Annotated in this window: 23 protein-coding genes; 8 read left to right on the forward strand and 15 right to left on the reverse strand. The window is 40.0% G+C overall.

The window, feature by feature from the left end; translation table 11 throughout:
- Positions 1-131: 131 nt before the first annotated feature.
- The gene (glnA, locus tag L0668_RS11160) at positions 132-1,541 is read right to left on the reverse strand and encodes a glutamate--ammonia ligase (protein WP_235312611.1); all 1,410 of its coding nucleotides are present in this window, start codon (positions 1,539-1,541) and stop codon (positions 132-134) included.
- A gap of 422 nt (positions 1,542-1,963) precedes the next feature.
- Between glnA and typA the strand changes: the two genes are divergently transcribed.
- Entirely contained in the window at positions 1,964-3,802 is a 1,839-nt protein-coding gene (gene typA, locus L0668_RS11165; protein WP_235312613.1) for a translational GTPase TypA, read from the forward strand.
- A gap of 326 nt (positions 3,803-4,128) precedes the next feature.
- Here typA and L0668_RS11170 read toward each other — a convergent pair whose 3' ends face one another.
- The 13 genes from L0668_RS11170 to L0668_RS11230 form a co-directional block, all read right to left on the reverse strand.
- Complete coding sequence (locus L0668_RS11170) at positions 4,129-4,857, reverse strand: LrgB family protein (RefSeq protein ID WP_235312615.1); 729 nt, start codon at positions 4,855-4,857, stop codon at positions 4,129-4,131.
- Entirely contained in the window at positions 4,850-5,224 is a 375-nt protein-coding gene (locus tag L0668_RS11175; protein ID WP_235312617.1) for a CidA/LrgA family protein, read from the reverse strand. The genes L0668_RS11170 and L0668_RS11175 overlap by 8 nt, the downstream gene beginning before the upstream one ends.
- 83 nt (positions 5,225-5,307) lie before the next feature.
- Positions 5,308-5,835 (reverse strand): DUF1697 domain-containing protein, encoded by a 528-nt coding sequence (locus tag L0668_RS11180; RefSeq protein ID WP_235312619.1) that lies wholly within the window; start codon positions 5,833-5,835, stop codon positions 5,308-5,310.
- Positions 5,835-6,857 (reverse strand): alpha/beta hydrolase, encoded by a 1,023-nt coding sequence (locus L0668_RS11185; protein WP_235312621.1) that lies wholly within the window; start codon positions 6,855-6,857, stop codon positions 5,835-5,837. Before L0668_RS11185 ends, L0668_RS11180 begins: the two co-directional genes overlap by 1 nt.
- 141 nt (positions 6,858-6,998) lie before the next feature.
- Positions 6,999-7,739, reverse strand: coding sequence for a glutathione peroxidase (locus L0668_RS11190; protein ID WP_235312623.1), 741 nt, complete (start codon positions 7,737-7,739; stop codon positions 6,999-7,001).
- A gap of 139 nt (positions 7,740-7,878) precedes the next feature.
- Complete coding sequence (yacG, locus tag L0668_RS11195; RefSeq protein WP_235312625.1) at positions 7,879-8,109, reverse strand: DNA gyrase inhibitor YacG; 231 nt, start codon at positions 8,107-8,109, stop codon at positions 7,879-7,881.
- A 60-nt stretch (positions 8,110-8,169) separates the two neighbouring features.
- Positions 8,170-8,922 (reverse strand): cell division protein ZapD, encoded by a 753-nt coding sequence (gene zapD / locus L0668_RS11200; RefSeq protein ID WP_235312627.1) that lies wholly within the window; start codon positions 8,920-8,922, stop codon positions 8,170-8,172.
- A gap of 99 nt (positions 8,923-9,021) precedes the next feature.
- Positions 9,022-9,645 (reverse strand): dephospho-CoA kinase, encoded by a 624-nt coding sequence (gene coaE, locus L0668_RS11205; protein ID WP_268820318.1) that lies wholly within the window; start codon positions 9,643-9,645, stop codon positions 9,022-9,024.
- A gap of 199 nt (positions 9,646-9,844) precedes the next feature.
- Entirely contained in the window at positions 9,845-10,780 is a 936-nt protein-coding gene (locus L0668_RS11210; protein WP_235312628.1) for a prepilin peptidase, read from the reverse strand.
- Between the two features lie 274 nt (positions 10,781-11,054).
- Positions 11,055-12,266, reverse strand: coding sequence for a type II secretion system F family protein (locus L0668_RS11215; protein WP_235312630.1), 1,212 nt, complete (start codon positions 12,264-12,266; stop codon positions 11,055-11,057).
- Positions 12,267-12,357: 91 nt separating this feature from the next.
- Positions 12,358-12,801 carry a pilin gene (locus L0668_RS11220; protein WP_284439659.1) on the reverse strand — a complete coding sequence of 148 codons (444 nt, stop codon included), beginning with the start codon at positions 12,799-12,801 and terminating at the stop codon, positions 12,358-12,360.
- A 209-nt stretch (positions 12,802-13,010) separates the two neighbouring features.
- Positions 13,011-13,853 (reverse strand): carboxylating nicotinate-nucleotide diphosphorylase, encoded by an 843-nt coding sequence (nadC, locus tag L0668_RS11225; RefSeq protein WP_235312632.1) that lies wholly within the window; start codon positions 13,851-13,853, stop codon positions 13,011-13,013.
- Positions 13,854-14,129: 276 nt separating this feature from the next.
- Entirely contained in the window at positions 14,130-14,633 is a 504-nt protein-coding gene (locus tag L0668_RS11230) for a retropepsin-like aspartic protease family protein (RefSeq protein ID WP_235312634.1), read from the reverse strand.
- A gap of 72 nt (positions 14,634-14,705) precedes the next feature.
- Between L0668_RS11230 and ampD the strand changes: the two genes are divergently transcribed.
- From ampD to L0668_RS11265, 7 genes are all read left to right on the forward strand, one after another.
- Complete coding sequence (gene ampD, locus L0668_RS11235; RefSeq protein ID WP_235312636.1) at positions 14,706-15,248, forward strand: 1,6-anhydro-N-acetylmuramyl-L-alanine amidase AmpD; 543 nt, start codon at positions 14,706-14,708, stop codon at positions 15,246-15,248.
- A 70-nt stretch (positions 15,249-15,318) separates the two neighbouring features.
- On the forward strand, positions 15,319-16,155 hold the full coding sequence (gene ampE, locus L0668_RS11240; RefSeq protein WP_235312638.1) for a beta-lactamase regulator AmpE: 837 nt from the start codon (positions 15,319-15,321) through the stop codon (positions 16,153-16,155).
- A gap of 192 nt (positions 16,156-16,347) precedes the next feature.
- Positions 16,348-17,103 (forward strand): GntR family transcriptional regulator, encoded by a 756-nt coding sequence (locus tag L0668_RS11245; RefSeq protein ID WP_235312640.1) that lies wholly within the window; start codon positions 16,348-16,350, stop codon positions 17,101-17,103.
- A gap of 100 nt (positions 17,104-17,203) precedes the next feature.
- Entirely contained in the window at positions 17,204-19,888 is a 2,685-nt protein-coding gene (aceE, locus tag L0668_RS11250; RefSeq protein WP_235312642.1) for a pyruvate dehydrogenase (acetyl-transferring), homodimeric type, read from the forward strand.
- Positions 19,889-19,915: 27 nt separating this feature from the next.
- A complete protein-coding gene (gene aceF / locus L0668_RS11255) occupies positions 19,916-21,922 on the forward strand; it encodes a pyruvate dehydrogenase complex dihydrolipoyllysine-residue acetyltransferase (protein WP_235312644.1) in 2,007 nt (668 codons plus the stop codon).
- Between the two features lie 110 nt (positions 21,923-22,032).
- Positions 22,033-23,463 (forward strand): dihydrolipoyl dehydrogenase, encoded by a 1,431-nt coding sequence (lpdA, locus tag L0668_RS11260; protein ID WP_235312646.1) that lies wholly within the window; start codon positions 22,033-22,035, stop codon positions 23,461-23,463.
- 589 nt (positions 23,464-24,052) lie between these two features.
- Positions 24,053-24,667: a hypothetical protein gene (locus tag L0668_RS11265; RefSeq protein ID WP_235312648.1), complete on the forward strand. Its 615-nt coding sequence runs from the start codon at positions 24,053-24,055 to the stop codon at positions 24,665-24,667.
- A gap of 96 nt (positions 24,668-24,763) precedes the next feature.
- Here the strand turns inward: L0668_RS11265 and L0668_RS11270 are convergent, their stop codons facing one another.
- Positions 24,764-26,194, reverse strand: a complete 1,431-nt coding sequence (locus tag L0668_RS11270; RefSeq protein ID WP_235312650.1) for an aldehyde dehydrogenase family protein — start codon at positions 26,192-26,194, stop codon at positions 24,764-24,766.
- Positions 26,195-26,210 lie beyond the last annotated feature (16 nt).

Genomic DNA, 26,210 nt, shown 5'->3' on the forward strand with positions numbered 1-26,210 from the left:
AACAGCGACTATACTAGGGGCTGTTGGCTCGAAGCTAGTTACTCGCTGCTCATTTCTGCTTTTAGTGTAGCTTTATTTTAAACAAAAAAAAGCCCGCAAATGCGGGCTTAGTTATTAATTAAGATACCTAATTAAACGCTGTAGTACATATCAAACTCAACTGGGTGAGTTGTCATATTTAATGTTTCAACTTCAGCTCTCTTAAGCTCGATGTAAGCGTCAATCATATCGTCAGTCATTACACCACCAGCTGTTAAGAAGTCACGGTCTGCATCTAGTGCATCCAATGCTTCTTCAAATGAACTTGCAACTTGCGGGATGGCCGCTGCTTCTTCAGCAGGTAGGTCATACAGGTCTTTGTCCATTGAATCGCCAGGGTGAATTTTGTTTTTGATCCCGTCAAGGCCAGCCATAAGCATAGCTGTGAATGACAAGTAAGGGTTACCTGTTGGGTCAGGGAAACGAACTTCGATACGACGAGCTCTATCAGTAGTTACATATGGAATACGAATAGAAGCAGAACGGTTACGAGCTGAGTAAGCTAACATTACTGGCGCTTCAAACCCAGGTACCAAACGCTTGTATGAGTTAGTAGAAGCGTTAGCAAAAGCATTAATTGCTTTAGCATGTTTGATGATACCACCAATGTAGAACAAGGCTTCTTCAGACATACCGGCATATTTATCACCAGCAAAGATGTTTTTACCTTCTTTAGAAATTGATTGGTGAACGTGCATACCAGAACCATTATCGCCAACTAGAGGCTTAGGCATAAATGTAGCTGTTTGACCGTATGCGTGAGCAACGTTATGCACTACATACTTATAAATTTGAACTTCGTCAGCTTTCTTAACTAGTGTATTAAATAAACAAGCAATTTCGTTTTGACCAGCAGTAGCTACTTCGTGGTGATGAGCTTCAACAGTTAGGCCCATTTCTTCCATTACTAAACACATAGCAGCACGAGTATCGTGAGCTGAATCTACTGGAGGAACTGGGAAATATCCGCCTTTAACACCTGGACGGTGAGCTAAGTTACCTTCTTCAAACTCAGCGCCTGAATTCCATTTAGCTTCTGCAGAATCAATCTTATAGAAAGAACCAGCCATGTCTGTGTGGAATCTTACGTCGTCAAACAAGAAGAACTCTGGCTCTGGACCAAATAAAGCAGTGTCACCGATACCTGTAGATTTCAAATATTCTTCTGCACGGTTAGCAACTGAACGTGGATCACGATCGTAGCCTTGGTTAGTAGTAGGCTCTAAGATGTCACAACGAATGTTGATTTGAGTTTCTTCAGCAAACGGGTCAAGTACTGCAGTTTCAGCGTCAGGCATAAGGATCATGTCTGATTCGTTAATGCCTTTCCAGCCAGCGATAGAAGAGCCATCGAACATTTTACCTTCTTCGAAAAAATCTTCATCAACCTGATGAGTTGGGATAGAAACATGTTGTTCCTTACCTTTAGTGTCGGTAAAACGTAAATCAACGAATTTAGCTTCGCTTTCTTTGATAAGCTCTAAGGCCTTTTGTGCTGACATAAATGTCCTCCAGGTTATATTTTAATAAATATTAGGCGGGGCTAATTGCCCTACTCAATAAAAAGTTGCTTTTGGAAAGCGATTATCATGCCACATACATAACTTATTGGAATGCCTTTTGTTTTAGTTTATTAGACTAAATTAGTGCAATTTAAAATATAGCCACTGCACCAAAAAGAAGCAAAATCAACCAAATATAGTGCAACGCACTCTAAAACAACAAAAAGTTAAACATATGTTAGTAACAAGTAAGTAGATTCTACCCTTTATGTTTATTTCATAGCAATATGCATTTGTGATTCGCTTAATGGAAGATAAAACTGTACAATCCGCGCCCATAAAATTTCAGTTAATTTTGCGGTTATCGTTACCAACATGCTTACAATCATGCAAACAACAACCGCCATCACAGAGTAAAGACAATGAGTTCATCAAACACCTCAATCGAAAACTTGAGGAACATAGCCATAATAGCCCACGTTGACCACGGCAAAACCACCTTAGTTGATAAGTTATTACAACAGTCAGGTACATTAGAAAGCCGCGGCGAAGCCGAAGAGCGAGTGATGGACTCAAACGACATTGAAAAAGAGCGTGGTATTACTATTTTGGCAAAAAACACTGCCATTAAGTGGAATGACTATCGCATCAATATCGTAGACACCCCTGGGCACGCCGATTTTGGTGGTGAAGTTGAGCGTGTGATGTCTATGGCTGATTCAGTATTATTGTTGGTAGACGCCCAAGAAGGACCAATGCCACAAACACGTTTTGTAACCCAAAAAGCTTTTGCTCAAGGTTTAAAGCCAATTGTAGTTATCAACAAAATAGACAAACCTGGTGCACGTCCTGATTGGGTAATGGATCAGGTATTTGATTTGTTCGATAACTTAGGCGCAACTGACGACCAGTTAGACTTTGAAGTAGTTTACGCTTCAGCATTGAATGGTTGGGCAACCAACGATGTTGACGAACCAAGTGAAGACATGACACCTTTGTTTGAAACCATAGTTAAACACGTTAAGCCACCAGCGGCTGATGCATCAGGCACTTTCCAGATGCAAATATCCCAACTAGATTACAACTCTTATGTAGGTGTAATTGGTATAGGCCGTATTACTCGTGGTTTTGTTAAACCAAACCAACAAGTGACTATTATCGGAGCAGACGGTAAAACTCGTAATGGCAAAGTTGGTCAAGTACAAGGTTACTTAGGTTTACAACGTCACGAAGTTGAATCTGCTGATGCAGGTGACATTATTGCTATCACTGGATTAGGTGAGCTTAAGATTTCAGACACTATCTGTGATCCAAATGCAGTAGAAGCGCTTCCGCCATTATCAGTTGATGAACCTACTGTAACTATGACTTTCCAAGTAAATAACTCACCATTTGCAGGTAAAGAAGGTAAATACGTCACATCACGTAATATCCTTGAACGCCTACAAAACGAGTTAGTGCACAACGTAGCACTTAAAGTTGAAGAAATGCCAGATCCGGATAAATTCCGCGTATCAGGTCGTGGTGAACTTCACTTAGGCATATTGATTGAAAACATGCGTCGTGAAGGGTACGAGTTAGCTGTGTCTCGTCCAGAAGTTATTTTGAAAGAAGTAGATGGCGACATTCACGAACCTTTCGAAACGGTAACTATCGACGTTGAAGAACAGCACCAAGGTTCTATCATGGAGCAGTTAGGTACACGTAAGGGTGAACTAACCGATATGTCTCCAGATGGCAAAGGCCGTATCCGTATGGACTTTGTTATCCCAAGTCGTGGTTTGATTGGCTTCCAAACAGACTTTATGACTATGACCTCAGGTTCTGGTTTGATGTATCACACATTTGATCATTACGCCAAACACAAAGGTGGCGAAATCGGTCAACGTAAAAACGGTGTATTGATTGCTAATGCTACGGGTAAAGCCCTAACTAACGCATTGTTTAACTTGCAAGAGCGTGGACGTTTATTTATCGGTCATGGTGTTGAAGTGTACGAAGGCATGGTTATTGGTATTCATGCTCGTGAAAATGACCTAACGGTTAACGCCCTTAAAGGTAAGCAGTTAACTAACGTACGTGCTTCAGGTACTGACGAAGCGCAAAACTTAGTGCCACCAATTGTAATGTCTTTAGAGCAAGCTCTAGAATTTATTGATAACGATGAATTAGTAGAAGTAACGCCAGAAAGCATTCGAATTCGTAAGAAGTTATTAACTGAAAACTTACGTAAACAAGCAGGCCGTGCACCTAAGAACTAAAGATTAGCGCGTCGTGCTTTTATAAAAGTAAATATTAAAAAACCGACCTAGGTCGGTTTTTTTGTGCCTCATACTAAATTCATTATGTATCTAACCTGAGTATTGGATAAGAAATGTCGTAAAAATATAATTTCCCTATTTTATTCAATAAGTTAACCGAAATATCAACTATCCAGGAGATCAAAGTAAGGGCAATAGCAGAAATTTTTATTCCTATAAAGGCGCTCTGAATATTGTCTAGTCATTCTAAACCCATTTAGAGCAACGCCTATAGGGACAAAAAGAGCATTCTTGCAGGCTTGCTTATCCAGAACTAGGGTTATCTATTAAAGTGTCAATAGAAACGGCACATATATTGGTGCAATCAAAGCGGTAAATATGGCACATAAAATCAGTGCGGTGGAAGAATACGCAGCAGCAACAGGGAACGACTTAGCGATAGTAGCAGTACCTAAAGCATGCGACGCGCAACCAATAGCCATACCTAAGACTTTTTGTTGATTGTCAGGGGTTGTTAATAAATTGTCTTTATTGGGTATTTTTATCAATCCAACAAAACCTAACCACATTACACCAAATATACTTCCACTTAACCCACCGACTAATACCATAACGGCTGTAATCGAGGATATTCCGCCTAACTCTACACTGGTGGACATGGCGACAGCTGTAGTAATGTTCATGCTCACCATAGACGCAATCAACCAAGTTTCTAAACCAAGGAGTTTAGCTAATATTGTACTTACTGTTAACGCGCAAAGACTAGCGAATAAACAAATTAAACTAATTTTCTGCCACTGAGTTTTAAGTAAATGTATTTGTTTATATAAGGGATAACCCAGCAATACCACAGCAGGCTCTAATAAATAGTTGAGGTACTCTGCGCCTTGCATATAGTCTTGATAACTAATATTAAACACAGCGAACAAACTAATCAGGATAGTTATGGTTAATAACAATGGGTTTAGAATAGCTAATCTGTATTTATGTTGAATAAAATAAGCAAATAAAAAAACTATCAGCGACAGACCAGAATAAAGAACCACTTCAATCATGAGTGACATTCACTAAGAATTTTTGACTCAGCCAAGCAGCTAAAGTGATCACACTAAAAGTGGTGGTCAGCCCCACGGTTAAAATTTTGCCACCACTTTCAAGGATTAAATCACCATACTGCATTAGGCCTACTGACACAGGTACAAATACAAAGGAGATAAAACGCATGATAGTTGCCATAGGTTTTACAAATAACTTATCTGGCATTAACTGGGTAGCATGACCAAAACTTAATAATAAAGCGAATAACAACATGCCATATAAAGAAGGGGGTAACACAGGAATATACTGATGCAATACACGGCCTAAGGTTAAACATAAAGTGACAAGGAAGGCCACCAGTAAATAATTTAAAATATTTTTCAACTTTGTACATTTTCCAAATGTGTTTACTGACAATTAGCAACGGCAATTTGATCTAAGTGATCAGATATCAAGACGGATTAGTATTATTCAAGCATAGCCATTAATTTAGTCACTGTATTGCCGTTTCTAGCAGTAGTAGGCACAGCTAAACACTTCTCAACTTTAGTGACTAATTTGGAACGACCTATGCCTTCAGGAGCATGTAAATAAAAAACTGAGTCGAGTAATTGAAATGATTCACTCGGCTTTTTGATATTCTCAAGTGTACCAAAATCTACTTGTGTTGGCTGCTGCGCTAGAAAAAACCAATGTACTGTTTTTAATTCAGCATCAACAAATGGATTATTATCCAGAGCTTGTGAAAACTGCTCAACACTTAATAACAAGATTTGCGGGGAACAATGGAATGACTCTGCAATTTTTTGTTGAATAAGTCTGGTTAACTCGGCAGCATCATTTTGAATATGATGCAAAACCACGTTGCCACTTTGAATATAAGTTTTAACTTGCTCACATCCCATGGCCTCAAACATGCTAACAAGGGCTTTCATAGGAATGATATTGTTACCACCCACATTAATCCCGCGCAACAACACACACCACTTGAACATTAGTGTTGGTCCACAAAAGCTAACATGGCTTTTAGCATATTGACATGCTCTGGATTAGCCTTAGGTCCATTACAACCTAAACCAATATCAGTAGAGGACGTATCTGATTGCATGGCTTGCGCTTGTTGTTGGTTAATGACTAGATCGGCATGACACACGTCTAACTTTCTATCGATAAAAAAGGAAACACTTTCACCGGAATTTTCTGCTAATAAGTTTTTCACACCCTCAATAGGAATAGTGATATCTGCTTCTGAATGAGCTGCAAATATTGGCATATTAGGTTTATTTTGGCGGATCAAATCTCGTACTGAGGTAATCACTTCCATTAACTCACCAGCTGCAAAGCGTGCAACAGAAGAGTATTTATAAGGGTTGGTTCCTTGCCCGGTATATTCACCATCCAATATCTTCATTAACCATTGAATGCCCCATACACTGGTTAAGGTTTCAATATTAGGTTGCAAAGCCAATGCACCAGAAAACAATAGTAAGCCTTGAGATGCTTCAGGGTTGAGCAACATATATTCAGTGGCCAACACCCCCCCTGTAGAAAAACCGCCCATGTAACTTTGCTCACCTAAGTTAACCGAGAAATCCATAATTGTGCTGACATGTGTTCTCCAGTGATCCGACAAAGCATAATCTTGCATATGCAAATCAGCATTCTTTAAACCATGTCCAGGCAATAAAGCCACCACCACATTATGCCCTTGGTTATATAAAGCCTGGGCTATTGATTTTAAGTAAAAAGGTGAATCGCTTAAGCCATGAAATAACACCATCACCTTAGGTGTGACTTTTCCATGATGTAAAATGAAAGGCGCATTTCCATCATTACGTAACACTTCAGAGCATACTCTAAATACGCCCAATTCAGGTTGTTGGCAACCTTGAGTAGAACCTAACTCGGCTTTGTAGATTTGGTCAAACTGATCAAATTCAGCTTCAATAGATTGGACTAAACCTATTTTAAAAACACAAACAAGCAGAAGAAAACACCGAACTAAAGATAACTTCATTTTTTATACTTTTTGATTAAACACAAGTCATAGTAAAGCGATTAGCTAACAGACTTCAACCACTTAATTTGTAACAATTGTCGATATTATTGTATAAACAAAAATGGCGCCAATCAGGCGCCATTTGTCTAACTTATAATATTAAGCGAAATAGGATTCTAAATCGTCAGAACCACCAATTAACTTACCGCCAATAAATACTTGTGGCCAAGATTCATTACCAGACAAGGCTTTTAATGAAGTAAATGAGACTTCTTTACCCATGACTAATTCTTCAAACTCGTAACCTTTTTCTGTTAACAAAGCTTTAGCTTTTGCACAGAAAGGGCAACCAGGTTTAGATAACACAACCGTCGCTGCCGCTGGTTTTGCATCAGGAGCAACATAAGCTAACATAGTATCGGCATCAGACACTTCGAACGGGTCGCCCGGTAAATCTGGCTCGATAAACATTTTATCTACCACGCCATCTTTAACTAACATAGAATAACGCCAGCTACGCTTGCCAAAACCAAGGTCAGCTTTATCAACTAATAAGCCCATACCATCGGTAAATTCACCATTTCCATCTGGAATAAGGGTGACATTGTCAGATTCTTGATCTTCAGCCCAAGCATTCATCACAAAGGTATCATTCACCGACATACAAATAATGTCGTCTACGCCATTAGCTTTGAAGGTTTTAGCTAATTCATTATAGCGTGGTAAGTGAGTAGATGAACATGTTGGGGTAAACGCGCCAGGCAAAGAAAATACTACTACAGTTTTACCTTTAAATAATTCATCAGTTGTACGATTTACCCATTCATCATTAGCACGAGTAGCAAAAGTAACTTGAGGAACGGCTTGACCACTTTTATCTGCAAAATTTGGATTAGACATATTTTCTCCGTTTGGTTGTGTAATTAATCATATTGATTCAGTGGAACTAGAATAGGCCAGAATTACAATTAAATAAAATGATTAAATGAGATTAGTGTAATCGTTTTTTTAGATTTAAAAGATTTAAGAATGAGGAGGGCTATTCTTTAAAAAAATCATCTGAGTGTTCACTTAACATTGCTTCAATATCTTCTATGTCTGGCAAGGTTATAGTTTCTGAGTCTTTATTGGCACCACAGGGAATAGACTTCTCTTCATCGGCCCATTCACCAAGATCAATCAACTGACATTTTTTACTACAAAATGGGCGATACTGACTGGTTTCGTTCCACTCAACAGTTTGTTTACAGGTAGGGCAATTTACAATCATTTAGCTTTGTCTCTTCTAAATTACTATCTTCAAATTTACTATCACCAAACTTACTCTTATCTAACAACTAGCCAAACTAAAAGTGACAGAAGAATCCACACCAGTACTGCCGCTAATAGTGGGAGTAAATAGAGTAAAGCGAATAGCATAACGATATTTATTGCCAGATAAGATTGGGTAATAACCTTGATCAATTGGGCTTAACACGCGAATAAGTTCATTGTTATCTTCAGCAATACCTTGATAAAAACCTTTTTCAGCTTCAACTTGGCTAAACCGACCTCGTTCACGCAGAAATGACAAGGTCATTTCCATCGCCTGCTGTATGGCTAAAACTTCTTGCAGCCAAACACTAATGGTTTGCTGTTTAGACTCAATAGGTTGTTGTAGCCAATAATGTAAATTAGGTAAATCAAATCCACAGGTGCCACCGGGAATGGCAAATCTTTGGCGAATAGACGATAAAAAGCGATCGTCTTTTAATTCAGAGCCGATTTTTTTGGTGCCTTTAAGGGCTTCTCTTAAACGTAAGATTTTTTGCAGGGCATTTTGTAAAGCGTCATTGTCTATGTTCGGATGTTGCGACCAAATAACTAAATTTTTCTCATGTAACTCAATATCTTTAAGTACATCATTACGTAAATCGAGACGCTCTAACAAATCTAGTAGTGTAAAAAGCGAGTCTAAAAAGTTGATGTATTGCCAGTCTTCTGTCGCCTTTTTACCTTGCTCAAGCTGCTTAAATAACTGCTCAAGTCTAAGGTAAGTACGTACCTTTTCGTTGAGTGGAAATTCATAAATAGCTTGAGACATATAAACACATACTCGGGGAAGTTAAATAGCCGTAGGTACCAGCTTAGTTGATCCAATACATATATTGTAAAGAATTTTTAGCCAAATCAATAGGCTAAATTACTTAGTTAGGTCTGCCAAAGCTAAATATTCTAAATGTAACTTGTCTATTTGGGGGATTAAATGACCTAAATCATGGTTATTGTCAATCACATCATCAGCCACTTTAAGACGCTCTTCTCGTGAGACTTGCGCCTGCATAATCGCTCGAATTTGTTGTTCGTTACTGTTATCCCGTAGCACACTTCGTTGGATTTGAACTTGTTCTTCAACGTCAACAATTAATACCCGATCCACTAAGTTAACTAAGTTGTTTTCTACCAACAAAGGCACACTTAACAAACAGTAGACTGATTTTGCTTGTTGAGTTTGTTCGAGCATCTGCTGACGAATTAGCGGATGCAACAAGTCATTTAACCAATTTTTAAGCTCAGGTTTGGCAAAAATAAGCTTGCGTAGTTGGGCGCGATCCAACTGACCTTGAGAGTTCACAATATTTGGGCCGAACTTTTTTACGATTTGATTAAGTGCAGGGGTATTAGGCTCGACCACTTGTCGCGCAATCACATCGGCATCTATCACTTCAATATTTTTTTGCGCAAATAAATCAGTTACTGTAGTTTTGCCACTACCTATGCCACCACTAACTCCCACTACATAATCACTCACAAACACCCCAGCCAATTTAATTCTATTCCTCTATGCGGTGTAGTCCTTTGTGCCCACTGCGTCCTCTGGGGCATATAGCCCTTTAAAAGACTAAAGAATTTTAAACCACCGAGTACACAAAGAGCACAAAGAAAAGCAATGTAAATCTTAACAACCTTGTCCTCTGTGTAGCGAAGCGCTCTGTGACCTCTGTGGTAGCAAGTTTTTAGGTTTTTCAAGGTAATAACCATTGCCAATACAGATCCACAAACCAATCTCCGTATAAAAGCGTTAACCAACCAGCTGTGGCTAGATAAGGACCAAAGGGGATCGGCTGACTTTTGTCTTTACCTTGGATTGATAACAAAGTAATGCCCACTATGGCACCTACAAAAGACGATAATAACACCACTACAGGTAAATGTTGCCACCCAACCCAAGCACCTATGGCGGCTAATAATTTAAAATCACCGTAACCCATGCCTTCCTTGCCAGTTAATAATTTAAAGGCCCAATATAAACTCCATAAACATAAATAACCTACTGCGGCCCCAATAATGGCATCTTGAGTTGATACAAAAGTCGAATCAATACTAATTATCAGTCCAATCCATAACAAAGATAAAGTGAGCTGATCGGGTAACAACATAGTATCTAAATCAATAAAGGTCATAGCTATCAATAGCCAGGTAGCTAAAACAGCGGCAAGGCCAGCTAAACCAAAACCAAATTTCCAGGCCACTAATGCCGACAATAAACCTGTCGCTAATTCGACTAACGGGTAACGTATGGAAATAGGGTTTTTACACTGGCTACACTTACCGCCCAAAAATAACCAGCTAACAACGGGAATATTTTCCCAAGCACGTATTTTGTGTTGACACTTAGGACAGGTCGAATCGGGTTTAACTAAGTTAAAGACTTGTTTTTGATTAATATTTTGTTGGTTATCAGTAGGATTACTAACAATATTTTGACTAGTAGAGTCTTGATTAGTCGAGTTCTGAAAAGAAGAGTATTCTTCTACCTCTGCTTTCCATGCGTTTTCCATCATCACAGGTAAGCGATAAATCACCACGTTTAAAAAACTTCCCACCAATAAGCTTAAAACAAAAATAAAAGAAACAAAAAAGGCAGGCGAGTCAGCCATTAGTTGGAAGATTTCAGTCATTGTTCAACTTATATAAACAAAAATTAAGATGTGTAGCTTGCCAGAAAAAAGCAAAAGTTACGAGCTTCGAGCAAATAGCAAAAAGTAAAGACGCTGATTGTAATGATCATAATAGTACCACTGAGATCACAGCGCGCTTCTCTACACAGAGACAAGCAATTAAAATGGCAAGAAGAATTATATTATTCCTTTCTTTTCTTCTGTGCCCTCATTTTTCTCTGTGGTTCAAAATTCTTTTCGTTCTTTGCTCGTTTCTCGCCGCTCGAAACTGCTATTAAATAACGTTACCCATTTCGAATATAGGTAAATACATGGCCACAATTAAGCCACCTATTACCACGCCTAATACCGCCATAATCATTGGCTCGAGCAAACTGGTTAAACCGTCGACCATATCATCTACTTCAGCTTCGTAGATAGTGGCAATCTTACTGAGCATTTCATCTACGGCACCGGCTTCCTCACCTATGGCAATCATTTGCACCACCATTTCAGGAAAGGTCCCGGTTGAACGCATGGCCGCATTCATTTGTACCCCGCCAGAAACTTCTTTTTTCACAAATAAAATTGCATTTCTAAAAATAGCGTTACCAGCGGCGCCGGCTGCGGAGTCTAATGCGCCAATTAAAGGCACACCTGCAGCAAAAGTAGTGGACAAAGTACGAGTAAACCTAGCTACTGAGGCTTTTTTAAGGATTTCGCCAATCACTGGAATTTTCAAAATTTTAGCGTCAACTGAATCTCGTAATTTAAGAGATTTTTTATGAGCCTTAGCAAACAATGTCCCAGCAACAAATAATCCTGCCCCCACAAGCAATCCATAGTCTTGCATAAAACGAGATATAGCCAACACAAACTGAGTAAAAGCGGGTAATTCTGCACCAAAACTTGAGAATATTTCTTCAAACTGGGGGACTACAAAAATCAATAATATAGTGGTTACGATAAAGGCCACCACTATTACTGCAATAGGATAAAACATGGCTTTTTTGATTTTAGATTTAAGTGCTTCGGCTTTTTCTTTATATAGGGCAATACGGTCATAAATAGTTTCTAATGCCCCCGATTGCTCTCCGGTTTCCACTAGATCACAATACAGATCATCAAAATGGTCCGGGTGTTTACGTAAAGTGTCAGACAAAGGATTACCAGCTTTTACCTCTGAGCCAATTTCACCTAACATTTTACGCATATTTACATTGGAATGACCGGTTGCGATCATATCTATTGTCTGAATGAGTGTCACACCAGCACTTAACATAGTGGCCATTTGGCGCGACAAAACCGCAATATCAGAGGGTTTTATTTTTTCTCCACCACGACCAAATAAAGGCTTAGCTAGCTTTTTAACTTTTTTTGCGGCAATACCTTGGCGCCTAAGCTGATTTTTTGCTTCTAACACAGACATAGCTGAAATTTCGCCTTTCACAGCTTGGCCACGTTTGTTTAATCCTTGGTAGGTAAAAGTTGTTGGTGCAGTTGCCATAATCTATGTCCAGCTCCAGTAATCAGAAACAAAAAAGCCCAGAAGAAACTGGGCTTTTGTTTTAAAAGTTAATACCTAACTAAGTGTTAGCTTAACATAAGTTAGCTGCAACACATCCGCCAGTAGTTGTATCCCATGTAGTGGTACCATTATTTACTGTACCAACTGCAACATAAGTTTCAGTAGCAGTTACACCGCTACGTACACCTGCAGTTGGAACAACTGTAATTGTATATGGGCCACCTGCATTACCTGTTATAGCAACACTTGTTACCAACGCACTTTGCGACCAACCTGCTTGAGCAGCAATAGTTGAACAATCTGCAGGCACACCAGTTTGTACACATACTTCAACAGCAGTTTTAGCGGGGCCTGCAGCTGATACAACTTCAGTGAACCCTGCTTTAGCTGTATAAGTTTGATAAGCAGGTAATGCAATCATTGCCAAAATACCGATAATAGCTACAACAATCATTAATTCGATTAAAGTGAAGCCGCCTTGTTTTTTCATTTGTTTCATTTCAGTCATGTTCATGGTTTATCTCCAACACATTAGTGTAAAATTAAAGTTTTTAAAGTTGTAAGTCATTGCCGGTAAGGGCGTTGTTTTTGAATTCCTAATCAGTATAGAACGAGATAAGGATCTGACAAGTATGTAGGAGCATACCTAAGTCTTAGCCTAACAACGCCTTAACTAAATTACTCCTTTTAGATGACAATTTAAAGTGGCAATTTTTATTAACCTTATTTTATTAATAACAAAGATAAATCAATAGCTTGAATATTTTTAGTGAGAGCGCCAGAGGAGATAAAATCCACTCCTAGATTGGCTAATTCTTTCAATCTTTGTTTAGTAATATTGCCCGATACTTCTAGTTGACATCGCCCTTGAGTCAAGGCCACTGCTTGTTTTAACATGTCTAGACTAAAATTATCTAACATCACAATATTAGCTTTTGCATCTATGGCTTGTTGTAATTCAATAATGGATTCAACTTCAACTTCAATTGGCAAATCTGGGTTGTGCTCCCTAGCTTTATCAACCGCAGCTTGAATCGAGCCGCAAGCCAAAATATGGTTTTCTTTAATTAAATAGGCATCGTATAAACCTATTCTATGATTTTGACCTCCGCCACAAGTTACCGCATATTTTTGTGCGAGCCGCATACCAGGAATGGTTTTGCGGGTGTCCAACAATTTTGTGTGGGTGCCTTCAAGCTCTTTGACGCAATCTGCTACTTGAGTAGCTGTGGCTGACAAGGTCTGTAAAAAATTTAAAGCAGTACGTTCACCGGTTAATATATGTCGGGCATTGCCGGTTAGTTTGACTATGGTTTGATTGGCCGTTAATTGCTGCCCATCTTTTGCCATCCATTCAAGTTGAATAGATTTATTTAGTTGGGTAAAGGTTTCTGTTACCCAAGCTGCGCCTGCCAAAACACAATCTTCACGAGTGATGATTTGCGCGCTAATGACTTGTTCTTTAGGGATCAAGTTAGCAGTAATATCGCCTTGATCTGGATGTTGTCCGTTTAAATCTTCCGATAAGGCTATTTCAACAGCCAATTTAATATCAATATCTTGCATAGTTTCTCTTGTCATAATGGGGAGTAATACCCCGCTTTAAAGCATATTTACCACAGAGAACACAGAGCGCTGCGCTACACAGAGAAAAGCCAAACAAATGTTAAGATAAAAATAATAGTTTTTATTAACCGTCATTCCTGCGACCTCAACCGTCATTCCTGCATGCTTTTAGCAGGAATTACTGATTGATGCGGCTGACATGTCGTATGTTGTTCTTTTCTTCTGTGCTCTGTGTGTCCTCGGTGGTTCAAAATTATTAATTAGCTTTTCGATTCTTTACAAATTACGTAAAGTCAGCCATTCGCCTCTTTGGGTGAATTCTAGTTGTTTCAGGGCGCTCATACCTAATAAAATTTGGCCATCATGCATAGCTGGATTTAGATGGGCAGCAATATCAGTTAACTGAATTTCACCAATTGTGAGTCTTTGAATTCGAGTTTGAAAGACTTGCACTCGTCCATTGGCGGTTTGAACCCAACTACTATTACCTTTTTGTAACGATAATTGCTCGGCCAAATGCATAGGTATCGACACTTGGGTGGCTCCAGTGTCTAACATGAACACCACTGGCTGATCGTTAATCGCCCCACCACTTACATAATGCCCGGCTCGATTTTGTTTAAGTTTAACTTCTGCCACCCCAAACTGACTTGATGAAATCGGCTCTGCATTGGGATTAAGCTGTTTAGCTAACTGTTCATCAAATAATAGGGTTAATAACCCCAAGCCAATTACCCAAGCAATAATGATCATGCCTTTACCCAATTTTGCTTGTTTCATCGTTTATTACGCTTGTTGGTTTGAATGTGACTTTGCTATTATAAAGATACAAACTGATAACGCACTGATCCTGTGATAAAAAATGCCATTTTAACACATGCTGAATATTACCCAACGACTCATTGGGATGAGCGGCCTGATCCTGACGATATTTCGTTATTGGTGATCCACAATATTTCACTTCCACCTAATGAGTTTGGTGGAGATTACATCAAGTATTTTTTTACTGGCAGGCTAGATCCCACACTTCACCCCTATTTCCAAAAAATACACCAAATGCGCGTTTCAGCTCACTGTTTGATTAAACGGGGCGGAGAAGTGATTCAATTTGTGCCTTTTGATAAAAGAGCATGGCACGCTGGAATATCCAGTTACCAAGGTACAACTAGATGTAACGATTTTTCAATTGGTATTGAAATGGAAGGTGCAGACCATATCCCTTATACATCATTGCAATACAACAGTTTGCAGTTAGTAACTAAATCGATAATGAGCACTTATTCAGACATCTCACTAGGTAGAATTGTGGGCCACAATGATATTGCGCCTGGGCGAAAAACTGATCCGGGGTTTAGCTTCGACTGGGCTAAATATAGACAAGCTTTAAACAAGTGATATTATCTAAAAACACAGTACTTAATCATTCAACTCTAATAATGATGTTAAAACTGAAAGAGACAAACACATGACACTGATCAGCCTATTACTGGTATTACTAGTAGAACGCGTCACCACAAAATCGCAATATTGGCAGGCAGAATTTTACTCCAACAAATATAACCAGAGTATTGAGTCTGGTAACTGGCTCAATTCTTCATCCAAATCATGGGTGTTATTGTTAGTCATTTTTATACCTGTGTTGCTCACTTATTTATTAGTACAGAAATTTAGTGGTGGCTTAGTCGAATTTGTAATAGGCACAGCGATATTAATGGTATGTGTTGGCTGTCCTAATATTAGAGCTACCTATAAGTGTTTTTTGAAGGCAGCCAGTGAAGGTGACTTACAAAGTTGCTCTATGTACGAACAACAACTTAGAGATAAACAAGACGGCAGTACCTTTGGACAAAACCTGGTGTGGCAAAATTATCGCCATTATACAGCTGTTATTTTGTGGTTTGCAGTATGTGGTGCGGCTGGTGCTGTTCTTTATGTATTAGTGCGAGATATTGAACTTAGGTTAAATCAAGATAACGAAAACGAAACCTCAAACCCAGTAGCCGCGCAAGCTACGTTTATCTTAAATATTGTGGATTGGCTGCCCGTTAGGATCACCGCTTTTGGTTTTTTACTGATTGGTCATTTTTCAAATGCATTTCCTACTTGGCTAGGCTATTTACCCGACCCAACAGTCAACGCAAAAACCTTACTATTAGATGTGTCTAAAAAAGCCGAAGAAATCGAACCTGACGAATCAGATTGCACTGAAGAACCTTGTACTTTGGTAAAATTAGCCAAACGAAATGTGATGTTTTTACTGGTTACCATAGCTATTTTAACCCTTTCTGGCTGGATTGATTAAGTGGTCTTACCACCAAATGGTATTTAATTACTCTTTAATTTATAAAGACTTAGCTCACTTCACGAATCCTGTACAGAGTTAATTTATAAATTTATATTTACCCCAGCTAGAATGTCCACTAAGCTATTCGTCTAAATGGTCTTACCAATTTACCAAGCTATAATTTGTAGCTTAAGTATGATGGATTAATAAATGCGCCGAGTGCAAACACGAAAAATTTCAGATGACATTATGGAGCAATTAGAATCCATGATGCTGGATGGTCGTTTAGCCGCCGGTCAAAAGCTTCCACCAGAACGAGCTTTAACAGAGCAATTTGAAGTATCTCGTCCGTCAGTAAGAGAAGCCATACAAAAATTAGAAGCAAAAGGTTTAGTGATACGCAAACAAGGTGGTGGCACCTTTGTTTGCGATAATACTTTGGGAGGATTATCTGATCCTTTATTTGACTTAATGTCAAAAAATCCCAATTGCCAGTTTGACTTATTAGAGTATCGTTTAGGTGTAGAAGGTATGGCCGCTTATTACGCTGCTATGCGCGGTACCCCAAATGATTTAAAACAAGTACAGGCTAAGTTTGATGCTATTGGTTCGGCTCAAATTGAAAACAATTTTAGGTTAGAGGCAGAAGCGGTTTTTGAGTTTTTAATCTCAATTTGTATCGCCTCTCGAAATACAGTGATTTTGCATCTAGTTAGAAGTATGGCTAGCTTAATCACAGATAATCTTGAGCAAAATATATCGGTATTGGCTAAAAGCCCGGATATGTTTGAAAAAATGCGCGATTATCATAAGAAATTATTATCAGCAATTTTAAGTGGCAAACCACAAAAGGCGTGGAGCGAAAGCCATACCCACTTAACATTTGTCGAAAAGGAATTATTGTTGCAAACACAAGAACGTAGTTCTATGCAGCGTTCTATTAGCAGGATGCAACGATATACCTAAACCTGTAGGATTAGGTATATGTGAAATACACCATGACTAGCAGTATATTTTGGTCATTTAATTATTTTTACACTACAACATTGGAGACTAAGTAAACATTATGTCTGAGCTCCCTAATATCGATTTAGATTCTGCCGAAACGCAGGAATGGTTAGAATCTCTGGAAGCAGTTTTGGAAAATGAAGGTCCAGAGCGCGCACATTTCCTTTTAGAGAAATTAATAGATCAAGCTCGTCGCAGTGGTACACATTTACCATTCGATGCGAAAACAGCTTATGTGAATACGATTCCACCATCGCAAGAACCCAAAATGCCTGGCGACCAAACTATTGAAGCACGTATTCGAGCTGCAATTCGTTGGAACGCTTTAATGATTGTATTACGAGCATCTAAGAAAGACTTAGAGCTTGGCGGACATATCGGTAGCTTTGCGTCTTCGGCTATGTTGTACGATGTAGGCTTTAATCACTTCTTTAAAGCACCAAATGACAAAGACAGCGGCGACTTTATCTTCTCTCAAGGTCACATATCTCCGGGGATTTATGCCCGTTCATTTGTAGAAGGCAATTTAACTGAAGATCAGTTAAACAACTTCCGTCAAGAATGTGATGGTGAAGGTTTATCTTCATACCCACACCCACACTTGATGAAAGACTACTGGCAGTTTCCAACTGTATCTATGGGTTTAGGTCCATTACAGGCAATTTATACTGCACGTTTCTTAAAATATTTAACCGATCGTGGTATTAAAGATTGTTCAGGCCAACGTGTTTATTGTTACTTAGGTGACGGTGAAACCGATGAGCCAGAATCATTAGGTGCAATTGGTTTGGCTACTCGTGAAGGCTTAGACAACTTAACATTTGTGATCAACTGTAACTTGCAGCGCCTAGATGGCCCAGTGCGTGGTAACGGTAAAATCATCCAAGAGCTTGAAGGTACATTCCGCGGCGCAGGCTGGGAAGTTGTGAAAGTTATTTGGGGTAGTTACTGGGATGCACTAATTGCCCGTGACACTTCAGGTAAGTTATTACAACTGATGAGCGAAACAGTGGACGGTGAATACCAAAACTGTAAAGCTAAGGGTGGAAAATACACCCGCGAAAACTTCTTCAACAAGTATCCTGAAACAGCTGCACTAGTGGCTAACATGTCTGACGAAGACATCTACCGCTTAAACCGTGGTGGTCATGATCCAGTTAAAGTATTTGCTGCTTATCAAAAAGCCATGGATACCAAAGGTCGTCCAACGGTTATCCTTGCTAAAACCGTTAAAGGATTTGGTTTAGGTGCATCTGGCGAAGCGTTAAACATTGCTCACAACGTTAAGAAAATGGACGTTGATTCAATTAAACAGTTCCGTGACCGTTTTAATATTCCTGTAGCTGATGAAGCTATTGCTGACTTACCTTACTTTAAGTTTGACGAAGACAGTGTTGAATACAAATACATGAAAGAGCGCCGCGAAGCATTAGGCGGCTCTTTACCACAGCGACGCATGCAAGCTGAAGAACAGCTTGAAATGCCTGAGTTGTCTATTTTTGATGCAATACTAAAGGGTTCTGGTGAACGTGAAGTATCATCAACCATGACCTTTGTTCGTGTCTTAAATAGCTTATTAAAAGACAAAAAGATCGGTAAACGTATCGTGCCTATTATTCCTGATGAAGCACGTACCTTTGGTATGGAAGGTTTATTCCGTCAAGTGGGTATTTACGCTAGCGAAGGACAAAAATACGTTCCTCAAGATGCTGACCAAGTGGCTTACTACCGTGAAGACAAGAAAGGTCAGGTTTTACAAGAAGGGATTAACGAACTAGGCGCAATGGCTTCTTGGGTTGCTTCTGGTACGTCTTACTCAACATGTAACGCTGTGACTATTCCATTCTACATCTACTACTCTATGTTTGGTTTCCAACGTGTGGGTGATTTAGCCTGGGCAGCTGGCGATAGCCAAGCACGTGGTTTCTTACTCGGTGCTACAGCTGGCCGTACAACCCTTAATGGTGAAGGTTTACAACACCAAGACGGCCATTCACATGTGCAAGCCAACTTAATACCTAACTGTGTGACTTATGATCCAACTTACGGTTACGAAGTAGCGGTTATTGTGCAAGACGGTTTACGTCGCATGTATGGTGAAAACGAAAATGTTTTCTACTACCTAACGCTAATGAACGAAAACTATCAACACCCAGCTATGCCTGAAGGTGATGATGTGGCTGCAGATATCATTAAAGGTATCTACAAGTTAGAGCGTGTTGAAGCAAAAACCAAGAGCAAGTCTAAATCTAATGTTCAATTAATGGGCTCAGGTACTATCTTAAACGAAGTACGTAAAGCAGCGCAGATTTTAAGTGAAGACTACAACGTATCTTCAGATGTTTATTCGGTTACTTCATTCAACGAACTCGCTCGTGAAGGTCAAGATGTAGCTCGTTGGAACATGTTAAACCCAGAGTCAAAACCGCTAACTGCGCATATTGGCCAAGTCATCACTAAAGATGCGGGTCCAGCTATTGCAGCCACAGATTATGTGAAGGGTTATTCTGATCAAGTACGTGCATTTATCGACACAGAATACCGCTGTTTAGGTACTGACGGTTTTGGCCGCAGTGATAGCCGAGCAAACTTACGTACTCACTTTGAAGTTAACGCTGCCTATGTAGTCGTAGCTTCATTATATGAATTAGCTAACCGCGGTGAAGTTAAGAAGAGTGTTGTTACTGAAGCCATTAAACGCTTTGATATCAACTCAGATAAACTTAACCCACTTTACGCTTAATTAGCGGCTAGATAAGGAATCTAAGATATGTCTGATATTCAAAAAATTCTAGTCCCTGATGTAGGTGGCGAAGAAGTTGAAATTATCGAAATTTGTGTTGCCGTAGGCGACACACTTGAAGCTGACGAAGGAATTGTCACAGTAGAAACCGACAAAGCATCAATGGATATTCCTGCCCCTTTTGCAGGTGAGCTAGCTAGTCTTGCTGTAAAAGTTGGCGACAAGATAAAAGAAGGTGATGTTATTGGTGAAATTAAGGCCGCTGGTACAGCGGCTGCAGCTGAAACACCTGCAGCGCCTGAAACGCCAGCTAATGAAGAAGCTCCTGCTGCGCCTGTAGCTGAAACAACTGCAGCGCAAGCGACTCCAGCAGCAACTGGCGGCAGTGAAATCATTGACGTAGCCGTACCTGATATCGGTGAAGACGGTGAAGTAGACGTTATTGATGTATTAGTAGCTGTTGGTGACGTAATTGAAGCTGAAGATGGCTTAATTACTCTAGAAACTGACAAAGCTACTATGGACGTGCCGTCAACTCACGCTGGCACAGTGAAAGAAGTCTTCATTGCTAATGGCGACAAAGTTAAACAAGGTACACTTGTTATTAAACTTGAAGTCGCTTCTAGTAGTAGTCCTGCTCCAGCGGGCGAGTCTGCACCAGTAGCAGAAGCACCTGCTGCGGCTCCTGCTCCACAAGCAGCTGCTCCAACTCCTGCAACTCAAACTGTTGCTAGCGAGTTAATCGAAGTAGCCGTACCTGATATTGGTGAAGATGGTGAAGTTGACGTCATTGACGTTTTAGTTGCCGTTGGCGACGAGATCGAAGAAGAAGATGGCTTAATTACTCTTGAAACTGACAAAGCAACTATGGACGTGCCGTCTACTCATGCTGGAACAGTGAAAGAAGTCTTCATCAAAAACGGCGACAAAGTAAAACAAGGTTCGGTAGTGATTAAACTACAAACCAAAGGTGGTGAAGTAGCTGTCTCTGCGCCGACTGCTCAAACCACCCCTGCCGCATCGACAACAGAGACCAAAGCAGTAGCTACGCCAAGTGCTCCGGCTAAAGCAGCACCAGTGCCTGAAAGTGACTTTAAAGCTTCAGGTGCAATTTATACCTCTCCGGCCATTCGTCGTTTAGGTACTGAGTTTGGTGTAGATCTAACTTTGGTTAAAGGCACAGGCCGTAAAGGACGTATTCTTAAAGAAGACGTACAAGCTTATGTTAAAGCGGCACTTGCTGCACCAAAAGCCGTTGCCAGTGGTTCTGCCATAGCACCAGACAACGTGTTACAAATTCAGCCGGTTAAACCTGTTGATCATAGCAAGTTTGGTGAAATTGAAGAAAAACCATTAGGTCGTATTCAAAAGATCTCTGGTCCTTTCTTACACCGTAACTGGGCAACTATTCCACACGTTACCCAGTTTGATGAAGCGGATATCACAGAATGTGAGGCCTTTCGTAAAGATCAAAATGCATTCCATGCGAAGAAAAAGACTGGCTTAAAAATTACACCACTTGTATTCGTAATGAAAGCCGTGGCTCGTGCGTTAGAGAAGTTCCCTAATATGAACTCTTCGTTATCTGAAGATGGCGCAAGTTTGATCCTTAAGAAGTTCATCAACATTGGTATTGCAGTTGCAACACCAGGTGGCTTAGTTGTTCCGGTAATTAAAGACGTGAACAAAAAAGGCATTGAAGAACTGTCTGAAGAGTTAATTGTTATTTCTGGTAAAGCCCGTGACGGCAAGCTTAAAGCTGCCGACATGCAAGGCGGCACCTTTACTATATCTAGCTTAGGTGGCATAGGTGGTACAGCATTTACCCCAATCGTCAATGCACCAGAAGTGGGTATTTTAGGTGTATCTAAATCAGATATGAAACCTAAGTGGAACGGCAAAGAGTTCGAACCACGCTTAATGGTGCCGTTAAGTTTATCTTACGACCATAGAGTAATTGATGGTGCTGAAGGTGCAGCATTCTCAACTGAGGTTGCAAACAACTTAACTGATTTACGCAGATTAGTACTGTAATGAATTAAGGGTAGTACTAAGGTACTACCCACTATTTATTCAGGTTATTAAAGAATTTAATTGCTTCCTTAAAATAAAAGGCAGCTATAAATAGGAAATTTGAGGTTCATATGAGCGATATCAAAACACAAGTAGTGGTTTTAGGTGCAGGCCCTGGTGGTTATTCAGCAGCGTTCCGTGCAGCAGATTTAGGATTAGACGTAGTACTAGTAGAAAGCCGCGAAACACTTGGTGGTGTTTGTTTAAACGTAGGGTGTATCCCGTCTAAAGCATTGTTACACGTTGCTAAAGTAATCGACGATGCAGAAGCTATGGCTTCTCACGGTGTAACTTTTGGTAAGCCAGAAATCGACCTAGATAAAATTCGTGGTTGGAAAGAAAGCGTAATCGGCCAACTAACTGGTGGTTTAGGCGGCATGTCTAAAGCACGTAAAGTCACTACAGTTTATGGCTTTGGTAAATTTACCTCTGATAAAACAATCGTAGTGGCAGGTAACGACGGTAAAGAAACCACTATTACTTTTGACAACGCCATTATTGCGGCAGGCTCTTCAGTTATCGATTTGCCATTTATTCCTAATGACGACCCACGTGTTATTGATTCAACTGGCGCTTTAGAGCTTAAAGACGTACCAGAAGAAATGTTAGTACTAGGTGGCGGTATCATCGGCCTAGAAATGGGTACGGTTTATAACGCTTTAGGCTCTAAGGTTTCAGTGGTTGAGTTTGCAGACCAACTGGTTCCAGCCGCAGACGCTGACATAGTTAAAATTTATACAAACTACAACAAGAAAAAATTCAACATCATGTTGTCTACTAAAGTGGTTGCAGTTGACGCTAAAGACGACGGTTTGTACGTTACCTTTGAAGGTAAAAATGCACCTGCAGAACAAGTACGTTACGACAAAATTTTAGTTGCAGTGGGTCGTAAACCAAACGGTAAATTAATCGACGCTGAAAAAGCCGGTGTTAATGTTGATGAACGTGGTTTCATTAACGTAACCAACGAATTACGTACTAACGTTAACCACATATTCGCTATTGGTGATGTGGTTGGTCAACCTATGCTTGCTCACAAAGCGGTACATGAAGCACATTGCGCAGCTGAAGTAATCTCTGGTAAGAAACACGTTTTCGACCCGCGCTGCATTCCTTCAATCGCTTATACCGATCCAGAAATGGCATGGGTAGGTTTGACAGAGCGTGAAGCCAAAGAACAAGGTCTAAAAATTGAAGTGGCTAACTTCCCATGGGCTGCGTCTGGTCGTGCTATCGCATCTGCACGTACTGAAGGTAAAACTAAAATGATCTTCGACAAAGACACTGGACGTGTTCTAGGTGGTGCGATTGTAGGTATCAATGCTGGTGAAATGTTAGGTGAAGTTTGTCTAGCAGTTGAAATGGGGGCAGATGCTGAAGATGTGGGTTTAACTATTCATGCTCACCCAACACTAAACGAATCAATTGGTTTAGCTGCTGAGATCTTCGAAGGCTCGATTACTGATTTACCGAACGCAAAAGCGGTTAAAAAGAAAAAGTAATTCTTTGATTTAATTGTTATTGATTTTTAAAAAGGACCGCAAGGTCCTTTTTTGTTTTTAACGGCATACGGAGCACGTACCAAGATTATGCTTCGCACTCAGCTTGTACTGCGAACAAAGGGCATCGCTTCACGACTGAGTATGCAAAATATAACTTATCATTCCGGTAGTCTTTTGAGCCGGAATCGGTTTGCTATTTATACGCTTTGCTTATTATTCACTTCGTTCAAAGGTGCTCGCCATTAACCAGCTGATCTCAATAGAGTGTCAGTAACTGCATCGCCGAAGTAAACATTATTTTAAGTCTCGGTGTACCGGTTGTATTACTCACACTATTCGTTGTACTGGATAAGTATCCGCAATAGTTATCCGTAGCTGTTGATTTTGTCTATCCAAAAAATCGGCTCCAAAACAAAATCAAACAATATATTTCCTGTGCTAAAAATATTAGCTAATGATTAGACTTTCATTACTTAATCTTCATGTAGATTCCGCAATTTAAGCTTAAATTTTATCTGTAGTAATGATGGCAGGCTTGTCTGTATTTACTGGCAAGTTCTATTTAATTTTATGGATAAAAGGAAATATTATGTACCAGATTATCAAGGCAAAATATTTACAAAACAACTTAGTTCAACTTTGCTTAATACTCAGTTCAATGCTGTTAGTTAACCCAGTTTGGGCCGATAGCCTATATTCAAAAAAACAAAAACAGTTTTTTCACAATAGAGTCCTACAATTCGACATCGCAGAAAACGGTTCTCGCTTTGCGTTTGACCAAGAACCTGTTGATGAAGACGGCATGCCGGCCTATGGTGGAGAGTTTATTACTGAAGGCTACCTTTACCCCTATGGCTTTTTGAACAATCAAGAAGGTGTCAACCCTGACGGCAGCCCTACATACCCAGATCAAGTTTTAGGCCGCTGGATATGCAGAGGTTGGCATATTGGCCAAGGGGCAAAAACAGAAACAGGACCTTGGGTGATCACCAACCAATATTTTGACTTAGGTGAGAAGTACGGCCAACTGAGTCTAACCACTGAAGGTTATGAACTGGTAGACCAAAATGTATCAATCACTCGAGCTATCACAGGCGGCACAGGAAAATATAGCCGAACTCGTGGCGACTCAAGCCAGCAACTATTGGGATTTAACGAGTCTTTAGGTGTTAATATAAGAGTCCGTTTACGCCCATACAGATAACGCTAGATAAGCAAAACACATAAACAAAAACGCCTCCGAAAATGGAGGCGTATTACTAAAAATTTTCGTTACTAAAAGTAACTTTTACAATAACAACTAACTAGGAGTGCGTAACACCATCAAACGTAACTCAGTCATATCTTCCATGGCAAAGGTGATCCCTTCACGGCCAAGGCCTGATTCTTTGACTCCACCGTATGGCATGTTATCTACACGCCAACTAGGTACGTCACCGATAACTACACCACCTACATCTAGTTCGTCCCATGCTTTATGAGCTTTATAAATGTCTCGAGTAAATACACCTGCTTGTAAACCAAATTGACTGTTGTTTACTTCTTTAAGCGCTTCGTCGAAATCGCTAAATGAACTCAATACAGACACAGGCCCAAAGGCTTCTTCAGTATTGATAGCCGCGTCCGCTGGTACATTTTCCAGCAAAGTAGCTTGTAACATGTTGCCAGTGCGCTCTCCACCACATAATAATGTAGCACCTGAAGCAACGGCTTCTTGTACCCAAGTATCTAAACGTGTCGCTTCAGATTCAGAAATCATAGGCCCAATAAAGGTATCTTCATTTAGCGGATCACCATGTACTAAATTAGCCACTTTGTCGGTATAACGCTGTTTAAAATCAGCGTAAATAGACTCATGCACTATGACTCTTTGTACACTGATACAGCTTTGTCCTGATTGATAATAGGCCCCAAACACTATGCGTTCGATAGCGTCGTCTAGATCTGTGTCATGATCCACCACACAAGCGGCATTGCCACCTAATTCTAAGATCACAGGTTTTTTGCCAGCTTTCGCTTTCAAGTCCCATCCTACTTGAGGAGAACCAGTAAAACTTAATAACTTAAATCTATCATCTGTGGTAAATAAATCTGCGCCATCACGACTACAAGGCAAGATTGAAAACGCACCTTTAGGCAGGTCAGTTTCCGCTAATATCTCACCAATAATCAAAGCTCCTAATGGCGTTCGACTTGCAGGTTTAAGCACAAAAGCACAACCTGTAGCTAATGCCGGTGCCACTTTATGGGCGGCTAAGTTTAGTGGAAAATTAAACGGTGAAATAAACGAACATGGACCAATAGGTACAGGTTTGTACATACCCGTATAACCTTTAGCTCTAGGGGTGATTTCAAGGTTCATCACTTCACCATGCATACGTACCGATTCTTCAGCCGCAATACGGAAGGTGTCGATTAAGCGCGTCACTTCACCACGGGCATCTTTAATCGGTTTACCGGCTTCAATACATAAAGCATGAGCCAATTCGTCGAAACGCTCTTCAAAACGTTTTACACAATGATTCAAAATATCTTGGCGCTCATAAGGCGCCATTTTATTTAGTAGTGGTTGGCTTGCCTCAGCAGCGGCAATGGCTTGGTCAATCACCTTTGCGTCAGCAAGGGCTGTATAGGTTGCCACTTCATTAGTGTATTTATTGGTAATGGCTAAATCTTGATTTGCAAATATTGCTTCATTGGCCAAATAATAAGGATAAGCTTTAGCTAACATAATTACTCCTGTCTTA

Origin of the sequence: Paraglaciecola algarum (assembly GCF_021532655.1) — a bacterium.
Lineage (GTDB): Bacteria > Pseudomonadota > Gammaproteobacteria > Enterobacterales > Alteromonadaceae > Paraglaciecola > Paraglaciecola algarum.

Excerpts from the sequence above, each read along its gene's own strand:
- L0668_RS11245 (WP_235312640.1), top strand. The coding sequence starts at position 16,348 with ATGCGCCGAGTGCAAACACGAAAAATTTCAGATGACATTATGGAGCAA.
- L0668_RS11185 (WP_235312621.1), bottom strand. The coding sequence starts at position 6,857 with ATGAAGTTATCTTTAGTTCGGTGTTTTCTTCTGCTTGTTTGTGTTTTT.
- ampE (WP_235312638.1), top strand. The coding sequence starts at position 15,319 with ATGACACTGATCAGCCTATTACTGGTATTACTAGTAGAACGCGTCACC.
- L0668_RS11190 (WP_235312623.1), bottom strand. The coding sequence starts at position 7,739 with ATGTCTAATCCAAATTTTGCAGATAAAAGTGGTCAAGCCGTTCCTCAA.
- L0668_RS11220 (WP_284439659.1), bottom strand. The coding sequence starts at position 12,801 with ATGAACATGACTGAAATGAAACAAATGAAAAAACAAGGCGGCTTCACT.
- aceF (WP_235312644.1), top strand. The coding sequence starts at position 19,916 with ATGTCTGATATTCAAAAAATTCTAGTCCCTGATGTAGGTGGCGAAGAA.
- glnA (WP_235312611.1), bottom strand. The coding sequence starts at position 1,541 with ATGTCAGCACAAAAGGCCTTAGAGCTTATCAAAGAAAGCGAAGCTAAA.
- L0668_RS11230 (WP_235312634.1), bottom strand. The coding sequence starts at position 14,633 with ATGAAACAAGCAAAATTGGGTAAAGGCATGATCATTATTGCTTGGGTA.
- aceE (WP_235312642.1), top strand. The coding sequence starts at position 17,204 with ATGTCTGAGCTCCCTAATATCGATTTAGATTCTGCCGAAACGCAGGAA.
- L0668_RS11265 (WP_235312648.1), top strand. The coding sequence starts at position 24,053 with ATGTACCAGATTATCAAGGCAAAATATTTACAAAACAACTTAGTTCAA.
- zapD (WP_235312627.1), bottom strand. The coding sequence starts at position 8,922 with ATGTCTCAAGCTATTTATGAATTTCCACTCAACGAAAAGGTACGTACT.
- lpdA (WP_235312646.1), top strand. The coding sequence starts at position 22,033 with ATGAGCGATATCAAAACACAAGTAGTGGTTTTAGGTGCAGGCCCTGGT.
- L0668_RS11210 (WP_235312628.1), bottom strand. The coding sequence starts at position 10,780 with ATGACTGAAATCTTCCAACTAATGGCTGACTCGCCTGCCTTTTTTGTT.
- typA (WP_235312613.1), top strand. The coding sequence starts at position 1,964 with ATGAGTTCATCAAACACCTCAATCGAAAACTTGAGGAACATAGCCATA.
- nadC (WP_235312632.1), bottom strand. The coding sequence starts at position 13,853 with ATGCAAGATATTGATATTAAATTGGCTGTTGAAATAGCCTTATCGGAA.
- L0668_RS11180 (WP_235312619.1), bottom strand. The coding sequence starts at position 5,835 with ATGTTCAAGTGGTGTGTGTTGTTGCGCGGGATTAATGTGGGTGGTAAC.
- L0668_RS11215 (WP_235312630.1), bottom strand. The coding sequence starts at position 12,266 with ATGGCAACTGCACCAACAACTTTTACCTACCAAGGATTAAACAAACGT.
- L0668_RS11170 (WP_235312615.1), bottom strand. The coding sequence starts at position 4,857 with ATGATTGAAGTGGTTCTTTATTCTGGTCTGTCGCTGATAGTTTTTTTA.
- yacG (WP_235312625.1), bottom strand. The coding sequence starts at position 8,109 with ATGATTGTAAATTGCCCTACCTGTAAACAAACTGTTGAGTGGAACGAA.
- L0668_RS11270 (WP_235312650.1), bottom strand. The coding sequence starts at position 26,194 with ATGTTAGCTAAAGCTTATCCTTATTATTTGGCCAATGAAGCAATATTT.